31 protein-coding genes are annotated in these 26538 nt (G+C 34.5%); all 31 read left to right on the top strand.

Annotation, left to right across the window (positions count from 1 at the left end):
• Nucleotides 1-6: 6 nt before the first annotated feature.
• The 31 genes from BK577_RS18645 (at nucleotide 7) to BK577_RS18495 (ending at nucleotide 26537) form a co-directional block, all read left to right on the top strand.
• Nucleotides 7-603, top strand: a complete 597-nt coding sequence (locus BK577_RS18645; protein WP_169908378.1) for a MotE family protein — start codon at nucleotides 7-9, stop codon at nucleotides 601-603.
• A 20-nt stretch (nucleotides 604-623) separates the two neighbouring features.
• Nucleotides 624-1997 (top strand): flagellar hook-length control protein FliK, encoded by a 1374-nt coding sequence (locus BK577_RS18640; protein WP_078434347.1) that lies wholly within the window; start codon nucleotides 624-626, stop codon nucleotides 1995-1997.
• A 12-nt stretch (nucleotides 1998-2009) separates the two neighbouring features.
• The gene (gene flgD / locus BK577_RS18635) at nucleotides 2010-2441 is read left to right on the top strand and encodes a flagellar hook assembly protein FlgD (protein WP_078434346.1); all 432 of its coding nucleotides are present in this window, start codon (nucleotides 2010-2012) and stop codon (nucleotides 2439-2441) included.
• A gap of 16 nt (nucleotides 2442-2457) precedes the next feature.
• Nucleotides 2458-2823, top strand: a complete 366-nt coding sequence (locus BK577_RS18630) for a TIGR02530 family flagellar biosynthesis protein (RefSeq protein WP_078434345.1) — start codon at nucleotides 2458-2460, stop codon at nucleotides 2821-2823.
• A 77-nt stretch (nucleotides 2824-2900) separates the two neighbouring features.
• Nucleotides 2901-4424 (top strand): flagellar hook-basal body complex protein, encoded by a 1524-nt coding sequence (locus BK577_RS18625; RefSeq protein ID WP_078434344.1) that lies wholly within the window; start codon nucleotides 2901-2903, stop codon nucleotides 4422-4424.
• 51 nt (nucleotides 4425-4475) lie between these two features.
• Nucleotides 4476-4697, top strand: coding sequence for a flagellar FlbD family protein (locus BK577_RS18620; RefSeq protein WP_078434343.1), 222 nt, complete (start codon nucleotides 4476-4478; stop codon nucleotides 4695-4697).
• On the top strand, nucleotides 4690-5118 hold the full coding sequence (gene fliL / locus BK577_RS18615) for a flagellar basal body-associated protein FliL (protein ID WP_180321227.1): 429 nt from the start codon (nucleotides 4690-4692) through the stop codon (nucleotides 5116-5118). The genes BK577_RS18620 and fliL overlap by 8 nt, the downstream gene beginning before the upstream one ends.
• A gap of 33 nt (nucleotides 5119-5151) precedes the next feature.
• The gene (fliM, locus tag BK577_RS18610) at nucleotides 5152-6150 is read left to right on the top strand and encodes a flagellar motor switch protein FliM (RefSeq protein ID WP_078434341.1); all 999 of its coding nucleotides are present in this window, start codon (nucleotides 5152-5154) and stop codon (nucleotides 6148-6150) included.
• Nucleotides 6140-7414 carry a flagellar motor switch phosphatase FliY gene (gene fliY, locus BK577_RS18605; protein WP_078434340.1) on the top strand — a complete coding sequence of 425 codons (1275 nt, stop codon included), beginning with the start codon at nucleotides 6140-6142 and terminating at the stop codon, nucleotides 7412-7414. Before fliM ends, fliY begins: the two co-directional genes overlap by 11 nt.
• Nucleotides 7415-7437: 23 nt before the next feature.
• Nucleotides 7438-7800 (top strand): chemotaxis protein CheY, encoded by a 363-nt coding sequence (gene cheY / locus BK577_RS18600; protein ID WP_026559341.1) that lies wholly within the window; start codon nucleotides 7438-7440, stop codon nucleotides 7798-7800.
• A 13-nt stretch (nucleotides 7801-7813) separates the two neighbouring features.
• Nucleotides 7814-8542 (top strand): flagellar biosynthetic protein FliO, encoded by a 729-nt coding sequence (locus BK577_RS18595; protein WP_078434339.1) that lies wholly within the window; start codon nucleotides 7814-7816, stop codon nucleotides 8540-8542.
• Nucleotides 8535-9200, top strand: coding sequence for a flagellar type III secretion system pore protein FliP (fliP, locus tag BK577_RS18590; RefSeq protein ID WP_078434338.1), 666 nt, complete (start codon nucleotides 8535-8537; stop codon nucleotides 9198-9200). Before BK577_RS18595 ends, fliP begins: the two co-directional genes overlap by 8 nt.
• A gap of 14 nt (nucleotides 9201-9214) precedes the next feature.
• Entirely contained in the window at nucleotides 9215-9484 is a 270-nt protein-coding gene (gene fliQ / locus BK577_RS18585) for a flagellar biosynthesis protein FliQ (RefSeq protein WP_078434337.1), read from the top strand.
• A 1-nt stretch (nucleotide 9485) separates the two neighbouring features.
• The gene (fliR, locus tag BK577_RS18580; RefSeq protein ID WP_078434336.1) at nucleotides 9486-10277 is read left to right on the top strand and encodes a flagellar biosynthetic protein FliR; all 792 of its coding nucleotides are present in this window, start codon (nucleotides 9486-9488) and stop codon (nucleotides 10275-10277) included.
• Nucleotides 10264-11346: a flagellar biosynthesis protein FlhB gene (gene flhB, locus BK577_RS18575; RefSeq protein ID WP_078435313.1), complete on the top strand. Its 1083-nt coding sequence runs from the start codon at nucleotides 10264-10266 to the stop codon at nucleotides 11344-11346. The genes fliR and flhB overlap by 14 nt, the downstream gene beginning before the upstream one ends.
• Nucleotides 11347-11401: 55 nt before the next feature.
• Nucleotides 11402-13438 carry a flagellar biosynthesis protein FlhA gene (flhA, locus tag BK577_RS18570; protein WP_078434335.1) on the top strand — a complete coding sequence of 679 codons (2037 nt, stop codon included), beginning with the start codon at nucleotides 11402-11404 and terminating at the stop codon, nucleotides 13436-13438.
• Nucleotides 13435-14589 (top strand): flagellar biosynthesis GTPase FlhF, encoded by a 1155-nt coding sequence (flhF, locus tag BK577_RS18565; protein ID WP_078434334.1) that lies wholly within the window; start codon nucleotides 13435-13437, stop codon nucleotides 14587-14589. Before flhA ends, flhF begins: the two co-directional genes overlap by 4 nt.
• Before the next feature lie 5 nt (nucleotides 14590-14594).
• The gene (locus tag BK577_RS18560) at nucleotides 14595-15461 is read left to right on the top strand and encodes a MinD/ParA family protein (protein ID WP_078434333.1); all 867 of its coding nucleotides are present in this window, start codon (nucleotides 14595-14597) and stop codon (nucleotides 15459-15461) included.
• 5 nt (nucleotides 15462-15466) lie between these two features.
• Nucleotides 15467-16552: a protein-glutamate methylesterase/protein-glutamine glutaminase gene (locus BK577_RS18555; RefSeq protein ID WP_078434332.1), complete on the top strand. Its 1086-nt coding sequence runs from the start codon at nucleotides 15467-15469 to the stop codon at nucleotides 16550-16552.
• Nucleotides 16553-16636: 84 nt separating this feature from the next.
• Nucleotides 16637-18658: a chemotaxis protein CheA gene (locus BK577_RS18550; protein WP_078434331.1), complete on the top strand. Its 2022-nt coding sequence runs from the start codon at nucleotides 16637-16639 to the stop codon at nucleotides 18656-18658.
• 74 nt (nucleotides 18659-18732) lie between these two features.
• Nucleotides 18733-19197 (top strand): chemotaxis protein CheW, encoded by a 465-nt coding sequence (locus BK577_RS18545; protein WP_078434330.1) that lies wholly within the window; start codon nucleotides 18733-18735, stop codon nucleotides 19195-19197.
• Nucleotides 19198-19204: 7 nt separating this feature from the next.
• Entirely contained in the window at nucleotides 19205-19846 is a 642-nt protein-coding gene (locus BK577_RS18540; protein ID WP_078434329.1) for a chemotaxis protein CheC, read from the top strand.
• Nucleotides 19836-20336, top strand: coding sequence for a chemotaxis protein CheD (locus BK577_RS18535; RefSeq protein WP_078434328.1), 501 nt, complete (start codon nucleotides 19836-19838; stop codon nucleotides 20334-20336). Before BK577_RS18540 ends, BK577_RS18535 begins: the two co-directional genes overlap by 11 nt.
• A 97-nt stretch (nucleotides 20337-20433) precedes the next feature.
• Nucleotides 20434-21201: a FliA/WhiG family RNA polymerase sigma factor gene (locus BK577_RS18530; protein ID WP_078434327.1), complete on the top strand. Its 768-nt coding sequence runs from the start codon at nucleotides 20434-20436 to the stop codon at nucleotides 21199-21201.
• 65 nt (nucleotides 21202-21266) lie between these two features.
• Nucleotides 21267-21578: a hypothetical protein gene (locus BK577_RS18525; RefSeq protein ID WP_139367387.1), complete on the top strand. Its 312-nt coding sequence runs from the start codon at nucleotides 21267-21269 to the stop codon at nucleotides 21576-21578.
• A gap of 12 nt (nucleotides 21579-21590) precedes the next feature.
• Nucleotides 21591-22124 (top strand): hypothetical protein, encoded by a 534-nt coding sequence (locus tag BK577_RS18520; RefSeq protein ID WP_078434325.1) that lies wholly within the window; start codon nucleotides 21591-21593, stop codon nucleotides 22122-22124.
• A gap of 229 nt (nucleotides 22125-22353) precedes the next feature.
• A complete protein-coding gene (rpsB, locus tag BK577_RS18515) occupies nucleotides 22354-23058 on the top strand; it encodes a 30S ribosomal protein S2 (RefSeq protein WP_026559324.1) in 705 nt (234 codons plus the stop codon).
• 192 nt (nucleotides 23059-23250) lie between these two features.
• Nucleotides 23251-24132, top strand: a complete 882-nt coding sequence (gene tsf, locus BK577_RS18510; protein WP_078434324.1) for a translation elongation factor Ts — start codon at nucleotides 23251-23253, stop codon at nucleotides 24130-24132.
• A 155-nt stretch (nucleotides 24133-24287) separates the two neighbouring features.
• Nucleotides 24288-25010: a UMP kinase gene (pyrH, locus tag BK577_RS18505; protein ID WP_078434323.1), complete on the top strand. Its 723-nt coding sequence runs from the start codon at nucleotides 24288-24290 to the stop codon at nucleotides 25008-25010.
• A gap of 2 nt (nucleotides 25011-25012) precedes the next feature.
• A complete protein-coding gene (gene frr / locus BK577_RS18500; protein ID WP_078434322.1) occupies nucleotides 25013-25570 on the top strand; it encodes a ribosome recycling factor in 558 nt (185 codons plus the stop codon).
• 187 nt (nucleotides 25571-25757) lie between these two features.
• Entirely contained in the window at nucleotides 25758-26537 is a 780-nt protein-coding gene (locus BK577_RS18495) for an undecaprenyl pyrophosphate synthase (protein WP_078434321.1), read from the top strand.
• Nucleotide 26538: the final 1 nt, after the last annotated feature.

Raw genomic sequence — 26538 nt, 5'->3', positions numbered from 1 at the left:
ATGCAGATGGAAACCAAAAAGCAGGAATATAGTAAACTTCAATGGTTTTTCTTTGTAATCTTTATTCCGGTTGTCTTTACACTAACACTAGTATTAATTATTTTATCTGTTGCAGGCTTTGACGTAATAGGAAAAGCAAAGTCAACGATCACAAGTATTCCGGTTGTTGAAAACTTAGTAAATAAAGAGAAAGAAAATCCTGATGAATTAGTGATTGCGGAAAAAGAACAAGAAACACAGGAAGAAAACAAAAAACTTGAGAAAACGATCGAAGAACAAGCAACTATGATTAGTGCATTAGAAAGTGATGTTGGAGCAAAAGAAAAGGAAGCTCAAAAACTAACACAGGAAATTAGTTCTTTAGAAAAACAAATAGAAGAAATAGCAAAAGCTGAAGAAGAGAGCCAATCAAGAGATATTGGTAAGCTCTATGATAATATGAGCAGTAAAAAAGCAGCGGAGATTATTCCAAACCTTACGCAAGATGATGCCTTATTAATCCTGTCGTCTCTTGATGACAAACAAGTTGCGGATATTTTGGCTAAAATGTCTGTTGAGGATGCCGTAAAGTTTACTAATCTTTTATCATCAAACTCAGAGTAGAAAGGAGGTGGATATATAAGGTGAAGGTTTTTACTGCTTTTGATATTCAAAGCACTCCTTTAAAGAAAACAAATCAGGTACAAAACAGTAGTAGTTTTAAGAATTATGTTGATTCTGCCCTTAAGGGAGGAACGTCTACAGCTGAAAAAACGAATCAAGAGGATAAAAATAATGTATTAACTAAAGTAAAACATGTAATAAAAGAAATTTTAGATGAACAAGACGAGAATTTAGATATTTTAGAAATCACAGGGGAAGACCTTAATGAGTATCTTTCAATTTTGCAAACTAAATTAAATGAATTGTTTAATCAATCTGGATTAATGAATAATTTATTTGATTCTACAGATCAGTATCCATTGGGTATTACAGTGTTAGCATTAGTAACAAAAATTGAGACACTATCTAAAAAGAATGATGAGATTGATACAAACCAGTTAATGACTGATTTAAATGAGCTTTTAAAAATCGACTTTGAAAGCTATGAACCTCCGCAAGTACTTACCTTTCAAAACATATTTCTTAAGCTTGATAACATGAAACTTGAAGATAAGGCCTTGCTTGAAGGACAAATTCTAATTAGTAATGCAAAGGTGCAAGTTTTGGATGAATTACGCTACTTAAGTGAAATTTTAAGCGTTACAGGAAAATTATCTGACAAAGCTCTTGCAATAGATTTGCTCAATAAAAATCTTTTAGACAATTCAAATGCAACTGAGAACATGCAAAAACTATTGTCTTCTAATGATTTAGGGGAAATTAAAAATTTACTGTCAAAATTAGTCAATATTGGTGAATCGACAAAAATTACTAATCAATTAAATAATACAAATTTGTCTTTACTTCAAACCAAAAATGTTCCGTTGAAATCTTCTAATCTTATAGAAGAAACTGTAACAATTCATCTTGAGAAATTTATTAAAACAGACCATTTTATGACCGTAGGCGAAAATAAACCCACAATTACTTCAACAAGAGAAGAATTAACAAATAAAATGGTGGACTTATTAAAGAATAGTAAATTCTCACTATTAAATAATGGGACAAGCAGATTCGTCATCAAATTAACACCGGAACATTTAGGGTCAATAACAATTAAAATTGTTCAACAAAGAAATGGTGAAATGGTTGCCAAAATTATTGCAGCTACTCAATCAGCTAAAGAGCTTTTAGAACACAGTGGATCTCAGTTGAAACAAGCTTTACCTAATATGAATATTGAATTTGAAAAATTTGATATTTTTACTGATGATATCCCTAAATTTTTTAGAGATAACAACGATACAAAGCAGGAAACTGAAAAGGAAAATAAAAATTCATCCTCTAATAATGAAGAAGAGAATGATATGAATTTTAAAGACTCGCTTCAAGAAGCATTAAATTTTTCAATTTAGGGAGGTTTACTAATGACTATATCTATCGACTCGAGTTTATTATTATCAAACAGGACTCAAACTCGAAGCTCTGGTTCAAATCTTGGTAAAGATGAATTCTTAAAAATACTTATGACACAGCTGCAAAATCAAGATCCATTGAATCCAATGGAAGACAAAGAATTCATTTCTCAGATGGCAAATTTTTCTTCACTAGAACAAATGACTAACATGAATTCTTTGTTGGAAAAATTCGTTAATTCTCAAACGAAAACTGATTCAATTTTAAAATATTCAGAAATGATTGGTAAATCAGTAGAGTGGTCGGATGCTGACTCTGAGGGTGTAGAAGTTGGAATTGTTAAAGCGATCAAACAAAAAAATAATGAAATAATTCTTGAGCTTGAAAATGGAAAAGAAATAAGCAGTAATTTAGTTGTGAAAATTAGCAAGCCTGAAGAATAGAGGAGTTGTGATGGTAATGCAGGTTAAACAAGTTCACTCTCACCCACTAGGCTTAATTACGAATAAGACCAATGTTACAAAGTCACAACCTTCGTTTAAAGAAGTACTTGGAGATGTACAAAATCAGTCACTCAAGATAAGTAAACATGCACAATTAAGAATCCAAGAGAGAGAGATAAATATTTCTATAAATGAATGGAACTTAATAGAAGAGAAAATTCAAGAGGCACGGCATAAAGGAGTTACAGATTCTCTTATTATATTGCAGGATGCTGCTTTGATTGTGAGTGCTAGTAACAAAACAGTTGTAACTGCAATGAATAAGGAAGAAGCTAAATCACAGATTTTCACAAATATAAATGGAACGATCATTATGGATTAAAAAAGCTGGTCCAATAAGGAAGCTTATGTTGTGGATTGACCGAAACAACATTGTCCAATAAAAGAGGAGAGAGTAAAATGTTACGTTCAATGTATTCAGGTATAAGTGGTATGAAAAACTTCCAAACAAAACTGGATGTTATTGGAAATAATATAGCGAATGTAAATACCTATGGATTTAAAAAATCTCGTACAACATTCAAAGACCTAATTAGTCAACAAATTTCTGGAGCTGGTGCAGCAAATGGCGCTCGTGGAGGAACAAACGCACAGCAAATTGGTTTAGGAACTCAAACATCATCAATAGATGTTATTCATACAACAGGTGCAACACAAACGACAGCAAGAACATTAGACTTAGCTCTATCTGGTGATGGTTTCTTCCCAGTTGCTACAATTTCAGATTTGGCACGTGTTGGTATAGATCGTGGTAATCAAGTTGGTGACAACATTATAACAGGTGCTATCGACCGTTCGATGAATCTTAGCTATACAAGAGCTGGAAACTTCTATTTAGATGACCGGGGATATTTAGTGACCTCTGATGGTTTGTTTTTAGTAGGTGAAACTGGTGAAAAGTCATTACCTAGTGCAGACCATATTACAAAAGGAAATAATGCTTTAACAAGCATAACTCAATTTGAAGGTTCTTATAAAAACATTACAGATGCAGTTAAAGTTTTAGAAAAGAAAACAGATACTCTAATTAGTGCATACAATGAATACAATGATGCTGTCGCATCTGGTTCAAATTTGACTTCAGCTCATAACGCATTAACAGCAGCACATACTGATTTTAAAAATTATGTAGAGGGTGCTGGTAATTATACAAATAAAGGCTTTAAGGATATAGCAATTCGCTTTAATGATACAGGTGGAGTAACTGAAAGTGTGGCAATGCTAAATAATAGTATTACAAATACAACTACTGGTTTCAATAATACTCAACCTATTACTGAAATTATTAGTGAAATATCTACAACAGTAAAACAACTACAACCTGGAGAATATCCGTCAACTGTTGTAGCCTCAGGTACTATTGCTACAACAGACCTTGATACGGCTAAAGCTCTAATGGACAAAATTTCAAACTTTAAAGTTGATTTAGAGCAAGTAGCTCAATCAGTTGTTACCTTTGAAAATGCAGCGGAAAGTTTACTAAAACCAAGTTGGTCTGAATCATTAAGTGGTGAAGCAGGATTAATTCAAATCCCTCTGGATGCACAGAGCTTTTCTATTGGACCTGACGGAACAGTGACGTTTGTTAACAGCAGTGGACAATTAAATGTTGCAGGACAAATCCGAATTGCGAACTTTGCGAATGCAGGAGGTCTTGAAAAAGCGGGTGGAAACCTTTATAGAGAATCCTCAAACTCTGGATCAGTTGATAAAGACGGAAATGGTATTCAATTAGACGAGCTATTTACACCAGGCACTGAAGGAGCAGCCTCCATTATTGCAGGTGCTCTAGAAATGTCGAACGTAGATTTATCAGAAGAATTCACAGAAATGATTGTTGCACAGCGTGGATTCCAATCAAATACAAAAATTATTACAACGTCAGACGAAATTTTACAAGAATTAATGGGTCTAAAACGATAACAAGGGGGGAAGAGGCTAACATTTAGAACTTTTACGTTAGCCTCTGTAAATATGATTCAATTAACAAGGTTGAATGGAAAGTCATTTACATTAAATGCTTTATACATTGAAGTGATTGAGTCATTTCCTGATACAACCATAACCTTAACGAATGGTCATAAATATGTTGTAAGAGAACCTCAGCATGAGGTGACTATGAAAATTTCTTCCTTTTATCGGGATATCAATGTTTTGTCTTTGAAAAAAGACACGGAGGTTTTTGGTGATGAATAAGAAGCTTTTAACCATTATGCTAGTTATTTTAGGGTCTATTACATTAATTGGTGTTACAGCACTAGTAGTCGTTACTAAATTTTTAGGAAATGAAGATGAGCATAAAGAACCTTCAATAGAAGAAGTTGTTGAGGCATCTGTTGATATACCCGAAATAACCACAAATTTATCCAGTGGTAATATTGTGCGCATATCATTTAAAATTGAAACAGATTCAAAAAAAGCAAAAGAAGAATTAACACAGCGTTCTTTCCAAGCACAGGATATTATTATTTCAGAGCTAGCTAATATCGAGGCTACACAATTAGAAGGAACCGAAGGAATGAATAAGCTCAAAGAGTCCATATCCCAAAAAATTAATGCATTAATGCAAGAAGGCAAGGTCAAAAAGGTTTATACCACATCCTATATCCTTCAATAATTGAACATTAAAACAAAATAGGAGGTGAAAACTTTGGCAGGTGATATTTTATCACAAAGTGAAATTGACGCCTTGCTATCCGCCATTTCAACTGGTGAGATGGATGCAGATGAACTGAAAAAAGAAGAGTCGAGTAAAAAAGTAAAGGTTTATGATTTTAAACGAGCTTTACGTTTTTCAAAGGATCAAATCCGAAGCTTAACAAGAATTCATGAAAACTTTGCTAGACTTTTAACTACTTATTTTTCAGCTCAATTACGCACATATATACAGATTACAGTTGGATCTGTTGACCAACTGCCATATGAGGAATTTATCCGATCCATTCCTAAAATGACGGTTTTAAATATTTTTGAAGTAGCTCCATTAGAAGGCAGAGTACTTATGGAAGTTAATCCTAATATAGCATACGCTATGATGGATCGAATTATGGGTGGAATCGGAGCGAGTGTTAATAAAATAGAAAATTTAACAGAAATTGAAACGAAAATTATTTCAAATATTTTTGAGAAATCATTAGATAATTATCAAGAGGCATGGGAATCATTAATTGAAATTGAACCAAGTATGTTGGAATTTGAAGTTAACCCACAGTTTTTACAAATGGTTTCCCCTAATGAAACGGTTGTTGTAATATCCTTGAATATTCAAGTGGGAGAAACAAGCGGAATGATAAACCTGTGTATTCCGCACGTTGTTTTAGAACCTATTATTCCGAAATTATCTGTGCATTATTGGATGCAATCTGACAGAAAAGAGCCAAAGCAATATGAGATAGATGCATTAAAAAAACAAATTAATCTTGCTGATCTTACAATTGCAGCTGAGCTTGGAACATCAGATATATCAATACAAGACTTTCTTCAATTACAACTTGGTGATGTCATTCAATTAGATTGTGCCATTGACCAACCATTGTTGGTTAAAATAGGTGATAAGCCAAAGTTTACAGGACAACCTGGAAAAATGAACAAAAAATTAGCGGTTCAAATTATTGACCACTTATCGAGAGGTGACGAAGATGGTGAGTAATGATATGTTATCGCAGGATGAAATCGATGCGCTATTAAAAGGCTCAAGTATTGATGAAGAAGAAAATCCTGTGGAGACAGAAGAACGTTTAAATAATGAAGATTATTTTGACGCAATGGAAGAAGACGCAATTGGTGAAATAGGAAATATTTCATTTGGAAGCTCAGCAACAGCTTTATCAACTCTTTTACAACAAAAGGTTGAAATTACGACACCAAGCGTGTCAATCATTCACAAAAATAAATTAGGTGAACAATTTCAACATCCTTATGTTGCAATAGAAGTGAATTATACAGAAGGATTTTCAGGAAGCAACTTGTTGGTTATTAAGCAAAGCGATGCAGCTATTATTGCAGATTTAATGATCGGTGGAGACGGAACAAACCCTGATGAAATGTTGGGGGAAATACAAGTCAGTGCAGTACAAGAAGCAATGAATCAAATGATGGGTTCTGCCGCAACATCTATGTCAACCATATTTAATAAAAAGGTAGACATCTCTCCGCCAAGTGTAGAACTTCTAGATGCAAATGAAACGGAAGATGCAAATACAATACCAAATGAAGAATTATTTGTGCAGGTATCTTTCAGGTTAAAAATTGGAACATTAATTGATTCAAATATCATGCAATTATTGCCATTACATTTTGCCAAGTATCTTATAGATCAATTAATTAATCCAAAGCAGGAGGCTGCTGCTACTGCCGAAGCAATTAAAGAGGTTCAAGAGCCACAAGCTGTGACACATGCACCGATACCTGAGATTACACATTCATATCAAAATGATACTCAACAGAGTAACTCACATGCTCAACCTGTATATGAGCAACAAATGCATCAACAACAGCCGAGTTTTGATAACCAAATGTACCAGCAACAATTCGGACAACCAATGTACGAATCTGTTCCCGGGCAGCATATTCAACAAAGGCCACAGCCTTCAGTTAATGTAAAACCTGCTGAATTTGCTTCTTTTGAGCAAGTTTCATATCAACAGCAGGGAATGCAAAACTTAGATATGCTGTTAGACATCCCTTTAAAGGTTACGGTGGAATTAGGCAGAACAAAACGTTCCGTAAAAGAAATTCTTGAATTATCTTCAGGCTCTATCATTGAATTAGATAAACTTGCTGGAGAACATGTTGATATACTAGTTAACAACAAGATTGTTGCAAAAGGGGAAGTTGTTGTTATTGATGAGAACTTTGGTGTCCGTGTAACAGATATTATTAGTCAATCAGAACGATTAAACAAACTAAAATAAATTGTTAAGTAGGAGTGGGGAAAATGGCACACAAAATTATGATAGTAGACGATGCAGCTTTTATGAGAATGATGATTAAAGATATCTTAACGAAAAATGGGTATGAAGTAGTAGCTGAAGCAGCTGATGGTGCACAAGCTGTAGAAAAATACAAAGAACATCAACCAGATTTAGTAACGATGGACATCACAATGCCTGAAATGGATGGAATTGCAGCATTAAAAGAAATTAAAAAAATTAACAGCAATGCTAAAGTTATAATGTGCTCGGCTATGGGGCAACAAGCAATGGTTATTGATGCTATTCAAGCTGGTGCTAAAGACTTTATTGTAAAACCTTTCCAAGCTGATCGTGTTTTAGAGGCTATTGGAAAAACATTAAGTTAAAGGTGGAGAGACTTTGCTTCATAGAAAAACCCTCTTATTGACGGTAATAGCTCTTATCTTTTTTGCTCCGCAACCTACAGCGATTGTAGTTGCGGAGGACTCACCAAATGAAAGTGTATATGAAAATATAAATAAGCAAGAGCAAGAAAATAAGCAAGAGCAAGAAAATAATCAAAATCAATTAAATGAAAACCCGGGAATACAAGATGAAGTGCAACAAAATGAAGAAACCGAAGTACAGGGGGATGCACTTTCGATAACTGCATGGGATTTTATTAAGATGATTTTTGCTTTAGGTTTTATTATATTTCTTATATATATCTTATTGAAGTTTGTCACCAAGAAAAATCGTGTTTTTCAGCAAGGGCAAACTATTGTGAATTTAGGCGGAACAAATCTAGGGCAAAATAAATCAGTTCAAATGGTAAAAGTCGGAAAACACGTGTTAGTTGTCGGAGTTGGCGAGTCGATTACTTTGTTAAAGGAAATTGAGGATGAGCAGGAAAGTAAGAGCATTATTGAAGACTTCGAGAGAAAACAAGAAACGGTCATTGATTCGAAAGATATATTCCAAAAGTTAGCTTCAACAATTGTTCAGCAATCAAAAGGGAAGAAAACCATTTCAAACTCTAATACACCAGTTTTTTCAACAAAGTTAAATGAACAATTACAAAAAATAAAGGAAGAACGAACAAAACAGTTTAATGATATTAAAAGAAAGGGTCTAAAGAAGAATGAATGAGTTTATGGAGTTTTTTAATAATAGTAACCCGGAAGACGTCAGTACTTCTGTAAAGCTTCTATTATTATTAACGGTATTATCTATTGCACCCAGTATTTTAATATTGATGACTTGCTTTACAAGAATTATTATTGTATTGTCATTTGTTCGTACTTCACTTGCAACACAATCAATGCCACCGAATCAAGTTTTAATCGGTATAGCTATGTTTCTAACATTTTTCATAATGGCACCTACATTTTCTCAAGTAAATGAACAGGCGTTAACGCCTCTTTTTAATGAGGAAATAGGTCTCGAAGAAGCTTATGAAAGAGCTGCAAATCCTTTCAAAGAATTTATGAGCAAGCACACCAGGCAAAAAGATTTAGCTTTATTTTTAAATTATGCTGGCATAGAAAATCCTAATTCCATAGAAGAAATACCATTAACTGCTCTTGTTCCTGCCTTTGCTATAAGTGAAATAAAAACCGCTTTTCAAATTGGTTTTATGATTTTTATTCCGTTTTTAGTTATTGATATGGTCGTTGCAAGTATCTTGATGTCCATGGGAATGATGATGTTACCACCAGTTATGATTTCTCTGCCTTTTAAAATTCTTCTATTTGTATTAGTAGATGGTTGGTATTTAATTGTGAAGTCATTGTTACAAAGTTTTTAGAAGGGTGTGAATGAATGAGCTCCGAGTTTGTTATTTCATTAGCTGAAAAAGCTGTTTATACTGTACTGATCATATGTGGACCTCTTTTGTTAGTAGCATTAGTCATTGGACTTATTGTAAGTATTTTTCAAGCTACAACACAAATTCAAGAACAAACACTGGCCTTTATCCCAAAGATCGTCGCCGTATTAGTAGGCTTAATATTTTTTGGCCCCTGGATGTTGACTACTCTTATATCTTATGCTCAAGATATCTTTGGAAATTTAAATAGGTTTGTAGGATAAAATGGTAACTTTACTGGAAAATTATCCTGCATTTCTTCTGATTTTTATGAGGGTTACGGCTTTTTTTGTAACAATGCCTTTTTTCTCATATCGAAATATTCCTAATACACATAAAATTGGTTTCTCTTTCTTTTTAGCATGGATCATGTTTTTTTCTATAAACCCGCCGCCTATTGAAGTTGATGGTCAGTATTTCATGCTTATTTTAAAAGAGGTATTACTGGGCCTTGCGATCGGATTTTCCGCATACTTTATCCTTGTTGCAGTTCAAATTGCCGGCAGCTTTATCGATTTTCAAATGGGATTTGCTATAGCGAATGTAATTGATCCTCAAACAGGAGCACAAAGCCCGCTAATAGGTCAATTCTTGTACACTTTTGCATTATTATTACTTATTACAACAAACGCACATCACCTTTTATTGGATGGTATATATTACAGCTATCAATTTGTGCCAATAAATCAACCTTTTCTTCCAATGGGTAATGAAAATATTATTGAGTTTATTATCACTTCATTTAATTCAATGTTTATCATTGCTTTTCAAATGTCAATTCCTGTGGTAGGATCGCTTTTTTTAGTAGATATAGCTTTAGGAATTGTTGCAAGAACTGTTCCTCAATTGAACATTTTTGTTGTTGGATTGCCTTTGAAAATTATTGTTAGTTTTATCATGCTCATTTTAACAATGAGCGCATTATTTTTATTAATGTCACAATTATTTGAGACGATGACGTATACAATGCGTGGTTTAATGGAGTTGTTCGGAGGTGGAGGCAATCAACCTACTTAGATTAGATTTGCAGTTTTTTTCTGGAGAAAAGACCGAGAAAGCTACTCCACGAAAAAAACAGGATGCAAGAAAAAAAGGTCAGGTAGCTAAAAGTGCAGATGTAAATACGGCACTTTCACTTCTTACTGTTTTTTTATCATTTTTATTCATTGGCGCTTTCATGAGAGATCGTATACTTATTATGCTAAGAGGTATATTCCAAGATTATTTATTAATTGATGTAACAAATCAAAATGTTCATGACGTTTTTTTAACACTTGCTTATCAAGCAACTATGATTTTAGCACCGGTTATGGGCGTTGCTTTGGTTGCAGGGGTTTTAGCAAATTATTTGCAAGTAGGCTTTTTATTTTCAACTGAAGCTATTCAGATGAAGCTAAATAAATTGGATCCAATCCAAGGTTTTAAACGGATCTATTCAATACGTGCGTTAGTTGAACTGGTTAAATCGTTATTAAAAATCTCCTTTGTTGGAGTTGTAACATTTTCTGTTTTATGGCTAGAACTTGATAATGTATTGAGATTGTCACAAATGACTGTGGAGCAGTCACTGCAATTTATCGGGTCATTAACTGTTAAGATGGGGCTATCTGCGTCGATTGCTCTACTATTATTATCATTGCTGGATTATATGTATCAGAAATATGACTATGAAAAAAACCTAAGAATGTCTAAACAAGACATTAAGGATGAATATAAAAAATCTGAAGGTGACCCGCTCATAAAATCAAAAATAAAGCAAAGGCAACGTGAAATGGCGATGAGAAGAATGATGCAGGATGTTCCTACAGCAGATGTTGTCATCACCAACCCAACTCACTATGCTATTGCGTTAAAATATGATGAAACAAAAATGGATGCTCCTTATGTTGTCGCTATGGGAGTAGACATGGTTGCACAAAAAATAAAAGAAATCGCAAAAGAGAATGATGTCATGATGGTAGAAAATCGCCCCCTTGCAAGAGCCCTTTATGCTCAGGTAGATATTGGACAAGCAATTCCAGATGAGTTTTTTCAGGCTGTTGCAGAGATTATCGCGTATGTATATCAAGCGAAATCTATTTCATAATAGTGATTATATCTACTAATTCAATAGATTGATTGGGTTTAAGGAGAGAAAAAACATGTCCGGAAAAGACTTATCTGTATTACTTAGTGTTATTTTAATTGTGGCAATGTTGATCATTCCGTTCCCGGGCTGGTTGTTAAGCTTTTTAATTATTATAAATATATCTCTTGCACTATTAGTAATTCTTACGTCAATGAATATGAATGAGCCATTGCAATTTTCAATCTTTCCCTCATTAATTCTTCTATTGACTCTATTTCGCTTAGGCCTAAACGTGTCAACGACTAGAGCGATATTAGCAGAAGGTGATGCAGGAAAAGTGGTTGAAACTTTCGGAACGTTTGTTACCGGAGGAAATGTTTTGGTCGGGTTTGTTGTTTTTATTATTTTAATTGTTATTCAGTTTGTGGTTATTACAAAAGGTTCTGAGCGTGTATCAGAAGTAGCTGCCCGTTTTACACTTGATGCGATGCCTGGTAAACAAATGAGCATTGATGCTGATTTAAATGCAGGGATGATTTCTGAGCAACAGGCTCGTGAAAGACGAGATAAAATCGCGAATGAAGCTGATTTCTACGGGGCAATGGATGGTGCCAGTAAATTCGTAAAAGGTGATGCGATCGCCGGTATTATCATGGTATTAATCAATATGTTATTTGGCATCATTATTGGCATGATGCAGCTTGGTATGCCGATTGCTGAGGCGGCCACACATTTCACAATGCTGACAGTCGGTGATGGGATTGTCAGCCAAATTCCGGCATTATTAATATCCACTGCAACAGGAATTGTAGTAACACGTGCTGCATCGGAAGGAAATCTTGGTACTGATATTACAAAACAACTATTTGCTTATCCAAAAATGCTCTATGTTGCAGCAGGGACCATTTTTCTATTGGGTATTTTTACTCCGATTGGTATTCTATTAACACTTCCAATTGCAGCATTGCTCGCTATTGGAGGCTATATGATTACAAAATCTAAAGAACAAAACGTGCCTGATGAAGAAGAAATTGAACAAGAGATAGAAATGGACGAAATGAAGAGTCCAGAGAGTGTAGTTAACCTGCTAAATATTGATCCAATTGAATTTGAGTTTGGATACGGCTTAATTCCTCTTGCTGATACAAATCAGGGTGGAGATCTACTTGATCGGGTAGTTATGATTAGAAGACAGTTAGCTATTGAACTAGGTATTGTCATTCCTGTTGTAAGAATAAGAGATAACATTCAGTTACAACCTAATGAATATCGTTTGAAGATCAAGGGAAATGAATTGGCAAAGGGAGAAATCTTACTAGATCACTATTTAGCTATGGCTCCCGGAATAGAAGATGATTCAATTGAAGGGATAGATACAATTGAACCTTCTTTTGGATTACCTGCGAAATGGATTACAGATGAAGTAAAGGATACAGCCGAAATGTATGGTTACACAGTTGTTGATCCGCCATCTGTTGTATCAACACATATAACAGAAGTCATAAAACAACATGCGCATGAATTATTAGGCAGACAAGAAACCAAACAATTAATCGATCATTTAAAGGAAACCTATCCTATTTTAGTAGAAGAAGTTACGCCAACTCCACTTGGTATTGGTGAGATTCAAAAAGTACTCGCTAAGTTATTACGTGAAAAAGTGTCCATTAGAAATTTACCGATTATTTTTGAAACCTTAGCTGATTTTGGAAAAATGACTTCGGACACTGAGTTACTGGGGGAATATGTAAGACAAGCCTTAGCTAAGCAAATAACTGCACAATATGCTGAACAGGACCATATCCTGAAGGTCGTAACTTTATCTGGTAAAGTAGAAAAATTAATTGCTGATGGTGTACAACAAACCGAACATGGCAATTACTTATCATTAAGTCCTGATGTTTCACAGTTGATTATAGAATCAGTTGCAAAGGAAGTTGAAATGTTATCACTCGAGCAGCAAACACCGATCATATTATGTTCTCCTGCTGTGAGGATGTATGTAAGACAATTAACAGATCGATATTTTCCTCAAGTTCCTATTTTGTCTTACAATGAGCTGGAAGCAAATGTTGAAGTACAGAGTATTGGGGTTGTGAATGTAGAATGAAGGTAAAAAAGTATGTCGCAACATCTATGCAAGAAGCGATGAAAAAAATCCGAAGCGAAATGGGTAACGATGCAGTCATATTAAACTCGAAAATGATTCAAACCGGAGGATTTTTGGGGTTCTTCACTAAAAAGAAAATTGAAGTGATTGCTGCAATGGATCCGGATGTTAGCCCAATTGAACCGAAGACTGTAAAAAATGTCAGGAAAGAAGCATCAATGCCTCTCATCAAAGATAGTGGTTTAGATATAGCACAACAAGTACAAACAAATTCACCAAAAAATATTGATCAATTACAACTATTAGATGAATTAAGTGATTTGAAAAGGTTGCTTAAGTCTGTTTCTACAAATGAAAAAATCAATATGTATCCACAGCCTTTAAAAAAAGTGCTGGAAAATATGATTGAACAGGAAATATCACCCGTATTAAGAAGTCAATTGATGGCAGAGCTTTTAGACTTTTGGTATGCACGTAAAGGTGACATATCGGAGGAAGAATTACTTGAAAAGCAACATGAGTTTTTTGCTCATCACCTGGCAGATCTTGAATTCGGGGGTATTTCTTACAAGCGAAAATACATTAATGTTATCGGTCCTACAGGAGTTGGGAAAACAACAACCCTTGCAAAACTTGCTGCTGAATGTGTTCTTCAAAGAAAGAAGAAGGTTGCATTTATAACAACAGACACATATCGGATTGCAGCGATTGATCAATTAAAAACGTATGCAAAGATTCTGGATGTTCCAATTGAAATTTGTTATACGACTGAAGACTTTAAACAAGCTAAACAGAAATTAGCAATGTATGATTATGTTTTTATTGACACGGCAGGACGAAATTTTCTGGAGCCTAAATATGTTTCTGATTTGCAGAAAATTATTGACTTTGATGATGAAATGGAAACTTTTTTAGTTTTAGCCGCAACGGCAAAGCCAACTGATATGTTTGCCGTATTTAAACAGTTTTCTGTTATTCCAATTCATAAGCTTATCTTTACAAAATTGGACGAAACATCAACAAGAGGATCACTATTTGATGTCATGATAAACACGAAAAAAGGCATTGCATATACAACTCATGGACAAAATGTTCCGGATGATATCGAAGTGGCTACAAGAGACCGTATAGTCGAACAAATGTTGAGGTAAGAAAAATGTCATATGATCAAGCACAGCGTCTAAGAGAACGTTTGAAAAGTTTAAAAACAGAAGCAAAATCTGTTGCTGTTATGAGTGGAAAAGGTGGAGTGGGAAAGTCAAACTTTTCACTTAACTTTTCGTTAGCATTACAACAAGAAAAGAAACGAGTATTATTATTCGATTTAGATATCGGTATGGGAAATATCGATATATTAATTGGAGAAAGTTCTGCATATTCAATCGTTGATTTCTTCAATCAGGATATGTTGCTCTCAGAAATTATTTCTACCGGTCCAAATGGACTGGACTATATTTCAGGTGGAACAGGACTTGGTATTATTTTTTCAATGGATGAAGAAAAGTTTCAACGATTTCTTCAGCAACTTGGATTGTTATTTAAATTATACGATTATATTGTTTTCGATATGGGGGCCGGTATTTCAGAAGACAGCTTGCGTTTTTTATTATCTGTTGATGAAATTATCGTGATTACTACTCCTGAGCCTACTTCTATGACAGATGCGTACGCGGCAATAAAAAATGTTTGTGTAAATAATAGGACAATTCCATTCACTATTGTCGTAAATCGAGCTTTCAATAAGAAAGTTGGTGAAACTACGTATAAAAGATTAGAACAGACGATCAATCAATTCTTAAAACGAGAAGTTTCTCTACTTGGAACAATTCCTGATGACTCTACTATTATGAAGGCTGTGATCGATCAAAAACCTTTCATTCTTTTCCAACCTGGTTGTCAGGCAAGCAAAGCATTAAAAATGATTTCACAAAATTATTTAGAAAAGAAGAATACGATTGAAAAAATTCAAGAAGAAGCACCTTTTATTTCGAAACTAAAGCATTTCTTCATGAAAGGCAGGTAACATTTATGAGAAAAACAAGTGTCTTAGTTGTCGATGACTCAGCTTTTATGAGAAAGTTAATTTCTGATTTTCTTTCTGAACATGAACAAATTCAAGTGGTAGGGACAGCTAGAAATGGAGCGGATGCCTTAACTAAAATTGAAGAGCTTAATCCGGATGTTGTTACTTTAGATGTTGAAATGCCTATCATGAATGGATTAGAAGCCTTAAAAATCATTATGAAAAAATGTCCAAGGCCAGTGATCATGCTTTCAAGTACGACAAAAGATGGGGCTGAAAATACGATTTTGTCATTGCAATATGGTGCTCTTGATTTCATTCCTAAGCCTTCAGGGTCTATATCTTTAGACCTACATAAGGTCAAGGAAGAACTGAAAAATAAAGTTATTCTTGCGAAATCTGCAAATTTAAAGAAATTAAACAATCAATTATTACAAAAAACTACAAGTTATAGTAAAATAGACTCAAAGAATAGCCAAAGTCCTGTTTCTTTCGACAATGACAGATTGGGTAAATCGATCGTTTGTATTGGGACCTCTACAGGAGGACCGAGAGCTTTACAGCATGTATTAACAAAATTACCATCAGATCTTAATGCACCAATTTTTATTGTTCAACATATGCCTCAAGGCTTTACACAGTCACTGGCTAACAGGCTTCACACAATCTCTTCGATTGATGTAAAAGAAGCTGTCAATGGAGAAGTTGTAAAAAAAGGAACGGCATATATTGCTCCTGGTGGATCACATATGAAAATTGTGAAATCAGGCTCAGCATTAACAATAAAAATAGACCAATCAGACATAAGAAATGGTCATCGACCATCCGTTGACGTAATGTTTGAATCTGTAAGTGAACTAAACAATTATCGCAAAATTGCTGTCATTATGACAGGAATGGGTTCTGATGGTTCAGAAGGGTTAAAAAAGATGAAGTCAAAAGGAGTTGTGAAGGCTATATCTGAATCAGAAGAGACTTCTGTTGTCTACGGAATGCCTAAATCAGCTGTTGCAACAAATTTAGTTGATAGAGTTGCAAATGTGGAAGAAATTGCTGAAGTCATTTTACATTTTCTTTCACCAACATACTAATAAATAAAATCTTATATTTTACTAAACAACAGTGTCCTGGTTGTTTGATCCGATATTCAACTCGAAACTTAGGGGTGTTACCGTATGGAAATGAATCAATATTTGGAAGTATTTATTGAAGAAAGTAAAGAGCATTTACAATCATGTAATGAAAAATTACTAGAATTAGAGAAAAATCCTACGGATCTATCAATTGTGAATGAGATATTCAGGTCTGCCCATACATTAAAAGGTATGAGTGCCACGATGGGGTACGAAGATTTGGCTAACTTAACACATCAAATGGAAAACGTTCTTGACGCAATTAGAAATGAAAAGCTTACAGTGACAGCTGAGATTTTAGATGTTGTCTTTGCATCTGTAGATGACTTAGAAGAAATGGTGTTCTCAATTGCTGAAGGTGGAGACGGGAAAAAAGATGTTTCAAAAGTTGTAGAAATGTTAAAGCAAATTGAAAACGGTGAAACGGTAACAGCTGATACGAATACCGCATTAGCTCCGCAACATTTAATGCAATCAATTGGATCTTATGACGATTATGAAAATGCTGTTATTCAACAATCAATGGAGCAAGGCTTTACTCCATATGAATTAACTATTACATTAAGAACTGACTGTTTATTAAAGGCTGCAAGAGTATTTATGGTGTTTGAAATTTTAGAACAAGCTGGTGAGGTCATTAAATCTGTTCCATCAGTTGAGCTTTTGGAGGAAGAAAAATTTGACCATGAATTTACTGTAGCACTTGTTACAAAAGAATCCTCAGAAGATCTAATTAACAAAGTAATGAAAGTGTCAGAAATTGAAGATGTTATTGTAAGACAAATTGATCTTGATCATGTCTCGGCAGCTGTATCTGAAATAAGCACAGGAGAGCAACATGAAACTCCTGAAAAACAAGAAGTTGAACAGGTAAAAGAGGAAGTGAAAACAGCAACAAAACAGGTTGCTGCCACAAGTTCCAAAACAATCCGTGTCAACATTGAACGTTTAGATATCTTGATGAATCTTTTTGAAGAGCTTGTTATTGACCGTGGGAGATTGGAGCAAATATCCAGAGATCTAAATAATTCAGAGCTTAATGAGACGGTAGAAAGAATGTCAAGGATTTCAGGTGATTTACAAAACATTATTTTAAATATGAGAATGGTTCCAGTTGAAACAGTATTCAACCGTTTCCCTAGAATGATTAGACAATTAGCGAAAGATTTAAATAAAAAAATTCATTTGGACATTGTTGGAGCTGAAACTGAACTGGACCGAACAGTAATTGATGAAATTGGAGATCCGCTTGTTCACTTACTGCGCAATGCGATTGACCATGGAATCGAAATGCCGGAGGAACGTGTAAGAAACGGTAAGAGTGAGGAAGGCCATGTAGTATTAAGTGCGTATCATAGCGGAAATCATGTCTTTATCGAAATTGAGGATGATGGGGCAGGTATTAATCGTGAACGTGTACTTAAAAAGGCATTGGATCGTGGTGTGGTGACAGATCAGTTAGCTGCTACTTTAACGGATAAGCAAGTTTATGAGCTGATTTTCTCATCTGGTTTTTCAACAGCTGACAAGATTTCAGATATATCAGGTCGGGGTGTTGGATTAGATGTAGTAAAGAGTACGATCGAATCTCTAGGTGGTACTGTTTCAGTTGATGCAAAAGAAGGTAAAGGATCATTATTTTCTATACAGCTGCCACTGACATTGTCGATTATTTCAGTGATGTTAGTTGAATTAAGTAATGAAAAATATGCTATCCCATTATCATCTATTATTGAAACGGCTGTAATTAAAAAAGAAGATATTCTACAAGCGCACAATCAAAAAGTCATTGATTTTAGAGGTAAAATTGTACCATTAGTCTTTTTGTCCGAAATCTTTGAAGTTCCTTGTGCAAATGAAGATGAAGATTTTGTTTCGTTAATTATTGTCCGTAAAGGAGAAAAAATGGCTGCATTAGTCGTTGATTCTTTCATTGGACAGCAGGAAATTGTATTGAAAACGTTAGGGAATTATTTGAATTCTGTTTTTGCTATTTCGGGAGCGACTATTTTAGGAGATGGTCAAGTCGCATTAATTGTTGATTGTAATGCTCTTATTAAATAATTAACTAAGCACGATGAAGGTTGACTTAAAGAGAAGTAAATAGATAGGGGTATGTCTAGAGAGGGGTATTTACAATGAGTGAACATTTAGTTGGAGACCTTAAAGTCATTGTTTTTCAACTGCAGGACGAGGAGTATGGAATTCCTGTACAACAAGTACGTTCAATTGAGAAAGTTGAGCATATTACAAGAGTTCCAAGGACAGCTCCATTTATTAAGGGAGTAATTAACTTGCGTGGTGTTGTTACACCAATTATCGATCTCCGAAAACGATTTGGTCTTCAAGAACTTGAAGATACTGAAAGTACAAGAATGATCATTGTTTCTAAAGAAGACATTGAAGTTGGTTTTATTGTGGATGCAGCAAATGATGTTATTGATATTCATAAGGATATTATCGAACCAGCACCTGAAGTTGTTGGCTCTGTAGAGGTTGAATACATTCAAGGTGTTGCTAAATTAGAAAAGCGTTTAATTGTGATGATTGATCTTGATGAAGTATTAAAAACAGATCAAACACTAGCACTTCAGGGTATTTAGAAAAGACATGGATTATACAAAATCAATTTCGCCAACTCATTTAGATATATTAAAAGAGGTCGGCAATATAGGTGCCGGACATTCTGCTACATCTTTATCTATGTTACTAGACAAAAAGATTGATATGACAGTACCCGATGTAAAGGTAATTTCTTTTAATGAGCTTATGGAACTGGTTGGTGGACCAGAAGTGGTTGTTGCAAGTGTGTTTTTAAGAATGGAAGGTGATATCCCGGGTTCACTATTTTTTGTTCTTAGTATTGAACAAGCAGAGCGGTTTATTAAAAAGTTAATAGCTGATGATGATTTTTCATTGAAAAAAACACCTTATAGTGAGTTGGGATTATCTGCTTTTCAGGAGCTCGGGAATATTTTAACTGGATCCTACTTATCATCATTATCAGATTTAACAGATTTAATGATATATCCTTCTGTTCCGGCTTTAACAATTGATATGTTTGGTGCAGTGATTACTCATGGTTTAATTGAATTATCGCATGTAAGTGATTACGTAATCATTATTGATACTGCGATTAAGGAAGAAGATCAGCTTGATATAGATTCTGTTAAAGGGCATTTCTTTTTATTACCTGATCCGAATTCTTTCAAAAAGTTATTTGATGCACTTGGTATTAATCATGAAAAATGAACTGTCTGAAATTGTTAAAGTAGGTATTGCTGACCTCAATATTGTGAAATCTCCAAATAGGATAAGGACTTCAGGTTTAGGTTCATGTGTAGGACTAATCCTTTTTGATAAAATCAATGAAATAGCAGGTTTGGCACATATTATGTTACCTGACTCATCGCTTGCAAATCAAACAACTATTAATCATGCTAAATATGCAGATAGTGCAATCCCGTTATTAATTAATAAATTAGTAGGTTCAGGAGCGAAAATGAGACTTCTCCATGCAAAAGTGGCTGGAGGTGCTCAAATGTTTCAATTTCAATCATCAAATGACATGATGCGAATAGGACCTAGAAACGTAGAAGCAGTAAGAAGAATACTACAGACATATAATATCCCGATTCTTAATGAAGATGTGGGTGGAAATAGCGGCAGAACAATTGAATTTGATCCCAAAACATCTGAATTAATGATTCGGACTGTCAACCAAGGGACAAAAATAATATAGGGTTTAATCCTGGAACAATCAAGTTACGGGACTAAATAACAAAGAATAGATAGATGAAGATCTTTTCATGATATTTATGTTGATCAGGGGGATAAAAATGACACAATTGACACAAACCGACGAACATGTAATATGGCAAAAATGGATTGATGTACGTGATGCACATGCTGGTAATGCACTCATCAAAAAATATATGCCCCTTGTATCTTATCATGTTCAAAGAATATCTGTAGGACTCCCAAAAAATGTGACTAAAGATGACTTAATGAGTTTAGGACTTTTCGGATTATATGATGCCTTAGAAAAATTTGACCCTAATAGGGATTTAAAGTTTGACACATATGCTTCTTTCAGAGTACGTGGAGCAATAATTGATGGTTTAAGAAAAGAAGATTGGTTACCAAGGAGCTCAAGAGAAAAAGCGAAACGTGTAGAAGCTGTTATTGATAAATTGGAGCAAAAGCATCTTCGAAATATATCTTCAAAGGAAATTGCAGCAGAGCTGGGTTTATCTGAGTCAGAAGTTGTTGGTGTAATGAATGAGGGCTTCTTTGCGAATGTTCTTTCGATTGACGATCAATTGTTTGATCAAGAAGATGGTGAAAGTATTGGTTTCACAGTCAAAGATGATAATCAAAAAACACCGGAAGAAAAGATGGTATACGACGAGTTGATTGCACAATTATCGGAAGTGATCACACAACTAAGTGAGAAAGAACAGCTGGTTATCAGCTTCTTTTACAAAGAGGAATTAACATTAACTGAAATTGGACAAGTTATGAATCTATCAACATCCAGAATTTCTCAAATTCATTCAAAAGCATTATTCAAGTTACGAAAAATATTAGAAAATGTAATCCACTAAGAATAAATGATAAATACAAATCACCATAGATTAGTCTAACGAGATATCTTACTAATCATAAGGGTGTGACTAATATAAGCCTCAAAAATATTGAAATGCAAATTGCTCTACCACGAACACATGATGCTGGTAAGATACAAGATCTTTTAAATCAAAGAAATCAGCAAATTCAAGATCAACTTGCACACTCTATTCAAAAGGAAGTAGACTTAAAAAGAACTCAGGTTTCACAAAATAATGAAAGTGATAAATTATCACTGAAGAAAGATCAGTCACAGCAACATCATGAGCAAAATAAGAAAAAGAAAAAAGAACAAAAAAAAGAGGAGAATCCTGACCATCCTTATAAGGGGAAAAAAATTGACTTTTTTGGTTAAGAGAGGATGCCTATGCCAACTACTATCTTACTATTATTAAGTTTACTACTCCATGTAGTAGCTTTTTATTTTATTATCGTCCTTTATATGAAGTATTCAAATATGAAGAATCTTTCAGATACACAACGTCAAATTCTTGAAGAAACAGAAAATTCAATGACAAGTTTTTTAATTGATATGAAGGATGAAAACGAAAAACTTATTAAAACTTTGTTAAGATCTTCAAATGAACGAATACCGGACCCAATGAAAGAAGAAGCGATTGAATTAAACCAAAATTCCTATTCAGAAACGGAACAGAAATCAAAGGCTCCCAACAAAACGGAGTTAGAAGTAAACTCAAAAGAATTGCCTGGACATTTGTCAGGGATAGACGACATGGAAGACATTGTTGAAATCACACAAACTCCCAATAAAAATAAGCCTCCATTTGAGATTGAGGCAATAAATCTTTATAAACAAGGATATACTGTTGAACAGATTGCAAAAAGGTTAAATAAAGGAAAGACAGAAGTTGAACTACTTCTTAAATTCCGCCAATTATAGACTATTCTCTATATTATATGACAAAGTTATGATGAACCTGTAAAGTTTCTTCACTTTACTCTTGATTGTCATATTTCAATGTGGTATATTAATTTTTGGTGTTATTACACACGCTTATAGATTTAAGTATTGGTGCTGTTATTTTTACATCATATGCTTAAAAAGAACAGTTATGCTTAAAGATGATATAAGCGGAGGAGATCAAAAACCATTTAGGAGGAACAAACACATGTCAGTAATTTCTATGAAGCAATTGCTTGAAGCTGGTGTTCACTTCGGTCACCAAACTCGCCGTTGGAACCCAAAAATGAAACGTTACATCTTTACAGAGCGTAACGGAATTTACATCATCGACCTTCAAAAAACTGTTAAAAAGGTTGAAGAAGCTTACAAATTCGTTAAAGAACTTGGAGCTGAAGGTGGTACAATTCTTTTCGTAGGTACGAAAAAACAAGCGCAAGATTCTGTGAAAGAAGAAGCAGAACGTTCTGGTATGTACTTTGTAAACCAACGTTGGTTAGGTGGTACATTAACTAACTTTGAAACAATCCAAAAACGTATCAAACGTTTAAAAGATATTCAAAGAATGCAGGAAGATGGTACTTTTGAAGTACTTCCTAAAAAAGAAGTAGTACAACTAAACAAAGAGCTTGAGCGTCTTGAAAAATTCCTAGGCGGAATTAAAGACATGAAGCAATTACCAGATGCATTATTCATTATCGATCCTCGTAAAGAGCGCATCGCTGTTGCAGAAGCTCGTAAATTAAACATTCCGATCGTTGGTATCGTTGATACAAACTGTGATCCGGATGAAATTGATTATGTAATTCCTGCAAATGATGATGCAATTCGTGCTGTAAAACTTCTTACTGCAAAAATTGCAGATGCAATTTTAGAATCTAAACAAGGTGAAGAAACAGTAACACCTGCTTAATGTGCAAAAGGTGATAAGGGGATTTGACCTTTTATCACCTTTTTTTAAAGCAAGCTACATACTAAGTGAATAATCCAATATGTTATGTATTACAGCATAAGATGTAACCTAACATAATGATGAGAACATTCTATTTTTATTGAATGATTTAGTGTAACCCAAACCTATATGACCTTAAGGAGGAATACCGTTATGGCAGTAACTGCTCAAATGGTTAAAGAATTACGTGAAAAAACTGGCGCTGGAATGATGGATTGTAAAAAAGCGTTAACTGAAACAAATGGAGATATGGATCAAGCAATTGACTATCTTCGTGAAAAGGGTATTGCGAAAGCAGCCAAAAAAGCTGATCGTATTGCAGCCGAAGGTTCTACTCTAGTGAAAGTAAACGGAAATGAAGCTGTTATCCTTGAAGTAAACTCTGAAACTGACTTCGTTGCAAAAAATGAAGGTTTCAAAGAATTGATTAACGGATTAGCTGATTTCTTATTAGAAAAGAAACCTGCTGATGCTGAAGCTGCTTTAGCTGAAACAATGAGTAATGGAACTACAGTAGCAGATTACATTAACTCAGCAATTGCAAAAATTGGTGAGAAAATCACTCTTCGTCGTTTTTCAGTATTATCGAAAACTGATAATGATGCTTTCGGTGCATACCTTCACATGGGCGGACGTATTGGCGTATTAACACTATTAGAAGGTACAACTGATGAAGAGGCTGCTAAAGATGTTGCGATGCATGCTGCTGCTGTTAACCCAAAATATGTTTCACGTGACCAAGTTTCTGCTGAAGAAGCTGAGCATGAGCGTAAAGTTTTAACTGAGCAGGCATTGAACGAAGGTAAACCGGAAAACATCGTTGCTAAAATGGTTGAAGGACGTCTTGGTAAGTATTTTGAAGAAATTTGCTTATTAGATCAAAGCTTTGTTAAAAATCCTGATCAAAAAGTAAAACAATTTGTTGAGTCTAAAGGCGCAACTGTAAAAACTTTCATCCGTTATGAAGTTGGTGAAGGAATCGAGAAACGTCAAGATAACTTCGCTGAAGAAGTAATGAGCCAAGTTAAAAAATAATAGTAAACACATTGATATAATTTTGTGTTTAAACTAGAGAAGATTTTCTTATAATGGAGAAAGGGAACACAGCCAGTGTTCCCTTCTTTTCGAGATGAACACAAGATAAATGTAGGACATGTAAATTAAGAGCAGATAGAGAGTTGGAGGTAATCATGAGTAAACCTAAGTATCAACGTATTGTACTTAAATTAAGTGGTGAAGCACTTGCAGGTGACAATGGTTTTGGAATAAATCCATCTGTTATACAATCAATTGCAAAACAAGTGAAAGAAATTGCAGAATTAGATGTGGAAGTTGCGGTTGTTGTAGGCGGTGGAAACATCTGGCGTGGAAAGATCGGCAGTGAAATGGGAATGGATCGTGCAACTGCTGATTATATGGGAATGCTTGCGACTGTGATGAATTCCTTGGCTTTACAAGATAGCCTTGAAACACAAGGTATTCAGACACGAGTACAAACATCGATTGAAATGAGGCAGGTTGCAGAACCTTACATACGAAGAAAAGCAATTCGTCACCTCGAGAAAAAACGAGTTGTGATTTTTGCAGCTGGAACAGGAAATCCTTACTTCTCAACTGATACAACGGCTGCTCTACGTGCTGCGGAAATTGAGGCCGATGTAATTCTAATGGCTAAAAACAATGTTGATGGTGTATACAGTGCAGATCCTCGTGTTGATAAAGATGCAGTAAAATATGAGACACTATCATACTTGGATGTTCTTAAAGAAGGTTTAGCAGTTATGGATTCTACTGCATCATCTCTATGTATGGACAATGATATACCGTTAATTGTTTTCTCAATTATGGAAGAAGGAAATATTAAACGTGCCGTAACTGGTGAAAATATCGGAACAATTGTTAGGGGGAAATAATCATGGCTAAACAAGTATTAGCAAACACAAAAGAAAAAATGGAAAAAGCTGTTGGTTCTTTAAGTCGTGAATTAGCGTCTGTAAGGGCTGGGCGTGCAAGTGCAAATCTTCTTGATAAAATTTCTGTTGACTACTACGGTGCACCTACACCTGTTAATCAACTTGCTTCTATTAGTGTCCCGGAAGCACGCCTATTAGTCATTCAACCATATGACAAAACTGTTCTTGGTGATATTGAAAAAGCAATTTTAAAATCAGATCTAGGTTTAACACCTGCTAACGATGGTTCTTTAATTCGCTTATCAATTCCTGCGTTAACTGAAGAAAGAAGAAAAGATCTTGTTAAATTGGTTAAAAAATATGGTGAAGAAGCAAAAGTTGCGATTAGAAATATTAGACGTGATGGCAATGATGAGTTGAAAAAGCTTGAAAAAAATGGTGAGATCACAGAAGATGAATTACGTAACAATACTGAAAATGTACAAAAATTAACTGATGAATACATCGTTAAAATTGACCAAGTTGCTAAAGATAAAGAGAAAGAAATTATGGAAGTTTAATTCATTCGTGAATTGAATTCTAAAATTCCATTCGCTTATGGAAATTTTCAGTTTCCTAATCGACAAAAAATATGTACAATAGGTATGAAAAGACCCTCTAATGTTTACAGGGGGTTTTTTTGTTAATACTGTTAACGTCATCAAAGTAAAATGAGAAACAGGAATTATTGGGTGATGGAGGAATCACATGCTCAACATATTTAAAAAATGGAGAGGATCTCCTGATCTATCCAACGAACAAATAATAAATCAAGAGGAACTATTAAAGGGGGAAATACCCAACCATATTGCGATCATAATGGATGGTAATGGGAGATGGGCGAAAAAACGTGCACTTCCAAGAATTGCCGGCCATCATGAGGGTATGAAGGTTGTAAGAAGAGTTACTAAGCAGGCTAATGCTCTGGGGGTTAATGCTCTTACATTATATGCATTTTCAACTGAAAACTGGAAACGGCCGAAGGTTGAAGTAGAGTATTTAATGAAATTACCGGAGGAATTTCTGACTACTTTTCTACCTGAATTAATTGAAGAAAATGTTCAGGTTCGTGTAATGGGAGATAAGAATAAACTTCCAATGCACACATTAAAAGCTGTGAATAAAGCAATTGAGGAAACGAAAGATAATGATGGGCTTATTTTGAATTTTGCATTAAACTATGGCAGCCGTACGGAAATCATTGCTGCAGTAAAGGACATTGTTAAACAGGTAGAATCAGGAAAATTAAAAAAAGAAGAAATTGATGAAGGTATTTTTTCGAATTATTTAATGACACAAACACTACCTGACCCTGATTTGTTAATTAGAACAAGCGGGGAAATAAGATTAAGTAATTTTATGCTATGGCAGCTTGCTTATACAGAATTTTGGTTTACTGATGTACTTTGGCCTGATTTTAATGAGCAATGTTTATTACAAGCCATTCACACATATCAACATAGAGGCCGCAGATTTGGTGGCGTATAAA

This window comes from Metabacillus halosaccharovorans (assembly GCF_002019635.1).
Taxonomy (GTDB): Bacteria; Bacillota; Bacilli; order Bacillales; family Bacillaceae; genus Metabacillus; species Metabacillus halosaccharovorans.
This window is presented reverse-complemented; position numbering and strand designations above follow the sequence as displayed.

Excerpts from the sequence above, each read along its gene's own strand:
- BK577_RS18645 (WP_169908378.1), top strand. The coding sequence starts at position 7 with ATGGAAACCAAAAAGCAGGAATATAGTAAACTTCAATGGTTTTTCTTT.
- flgD (WP_078434346.1), top strand. The coding sequence starts at position 2,010 with ATGACTATATCTATCGACTCGAGTTTATTATTATCAAACAGGACTCAA.
- BK577_RS18630 (WP_078434345.1), top strand. The coding sequence starts at position 2,458 with ATGCAGGTTAAACAAGTTCACTCTCACCCACTAGGCTTAATTACGAAT.
- BK577_RS18625 (WP_078434344.1), top strand. The coding sequence starts at position 2,901 with ATGTTACGTTCAATGTATTCAGGTATAAGTGGTATGAAAAACTTCCAA.
- BK577_RS18620 (WP_078434343.1), top strand. The coding sequence starts at position 4,476 with ATGATTCAATTAACAAGGTTGAATGGAAAGTCATTTACATTAAATGCT.
- fliL (WP_180321227.1), top strand. The coding sequence starts at position 4,690 with ATGAATAAGAAGCTTTTAACCATTATGCTAGTTATTTTAGGGTCTATT.
- fliY (WP_078434340.1), top strand. The coding sequence starts at position 6,140 with ATGGTGAGTAATGATATGTTATCGCAGGATGAAATCGATGCGCTATTA.
- cheY (WP_026559341.1), top strand. The coding sequence starts at position 7,438 with ATGGCACACAAAATTATGATAGTAGACGATGCAGCTTTTATGAGAATG.
- fliP (WP_078434338.1), top strand. The coding sequence starts at position 8,535 with ATGAATGAGTTTATGGAGTTTTTTAATAATAGTAACCCGGAAGACGTC.
- fliQ (WP_078434337.1), top strand. The coding sequence starts at position 9,215 with ATGAGCTCCGAGTTTGTTATTTCATTAGCTGAAAAAGCTGTTTATACT.
- fliR (WP_078434336.1), top strand. The coding sequence starts at position 9,486 with ATGGTAACTTTACTGGAAAATTATCCTGCATTTCTTCTGATTTTTATG.
- flhA (WP_078434335.1), top strand. The coding sequence starts at position 11,402 with ATGTCCGGAAAAGACTTATCTGTATTACTTAGTGTTATTTTAATTGTG.
- flhF (WP_078434334.1), top strand. The coding sequence starts at position 13,435 with ATGAAGGTAAAAAAGTATGTCGCAACATCTATGCAAGAAGCGATGAAA.
- BK577_RS18560 (WP_078434333.1), top strand. The coding sequence starts at position 14,595 with ATGTCATATGATCAAGCACAGCGTCTAAGAGAACGTTTGAAAAGTTTA.
- BK577_RS18555 (WP_078434332.1), top strand. The coding sequence starts at position 15,467 with ATGAGAAAAACAAGTGTCTTAGTTGTCGATGACTCAGCTTTTATGAGA.
- BK577_RS18550 (WP_078434331.1), top strand. The coding sequence starts at position 16,637 with ATGGAAATGAATCAATATTTGGAAGTATTTATTGAAGAAAGTAAAGAG.
- BK577_RS18545 (WP_078434330.1), top strand. The coding sequence starts at position 18,733 with ATGAGTGAACATTTAGTTGGAGACCTTAAAGTCATTGTTTTTCAACTG.
- BK577_RS18540 (WP_078434329.1), top strand. The coding sequence starts at position 19,205 with ATGGATTATACAAAATCAATTTCGCCAACTCATTTAGATATATTAAAA.
- BK577_RS18535 (WP_078434328.1), top strand. The coding sequence starts at position 19,836 with ATGAAAAATGAACTGTCTGAAATTGTTAAAGTAGGTATTGCTGACCTC.
- BK577_RS18530 (WP_078434327.1), top strand. The coding sequence starts at position 20,434 with ATGACACAATTGACACAAACCGACGAACATGTAATATGGCAAAAATGG.
- BK577_RS18520 (WP_078434325.1), top strand. The coding sequence starts at position 21,591 with ATGCCAACTACTATCTTACTATTATTAAGTTTACTACTCCATGTAGTA.
- rpsB (WP_026559324.1), top strand. The coding sequence starts at position 22,354 with ATGTCAGTAATTTCTATGAAGCAATTGCTTGAAGCTGGTGTTCACTTC.
- tsf (WP_078434324.1), top strand. The coding sequence starts at position 23,251 with ATGGCAGTAACTGCTCAAATGGTTAAAGAATTACGTGAAAAAACTGGC.
- pyrH (WP_078434323.1), top strand. The coding sequence starts at position 24,288 with ATGAGTAAACCTAAGTATCAACGTATTGTACTTAAATTAAGTGGTGAA.
- frr (WP_078434322.1), top strand. The coding sequence starts at position 25,013 with ATGGCTAAACAAGTATTAGCAAACACAAAAGAAAAAATGGAAAAAGCT.
- BK577_RS18495 (WP_078434321.1), top strand. The coding sequence starts at position 25,758 with ATGCTCAACATATTTAAAAAATGGAGAGGATCTCCTGATCTATCCAAC.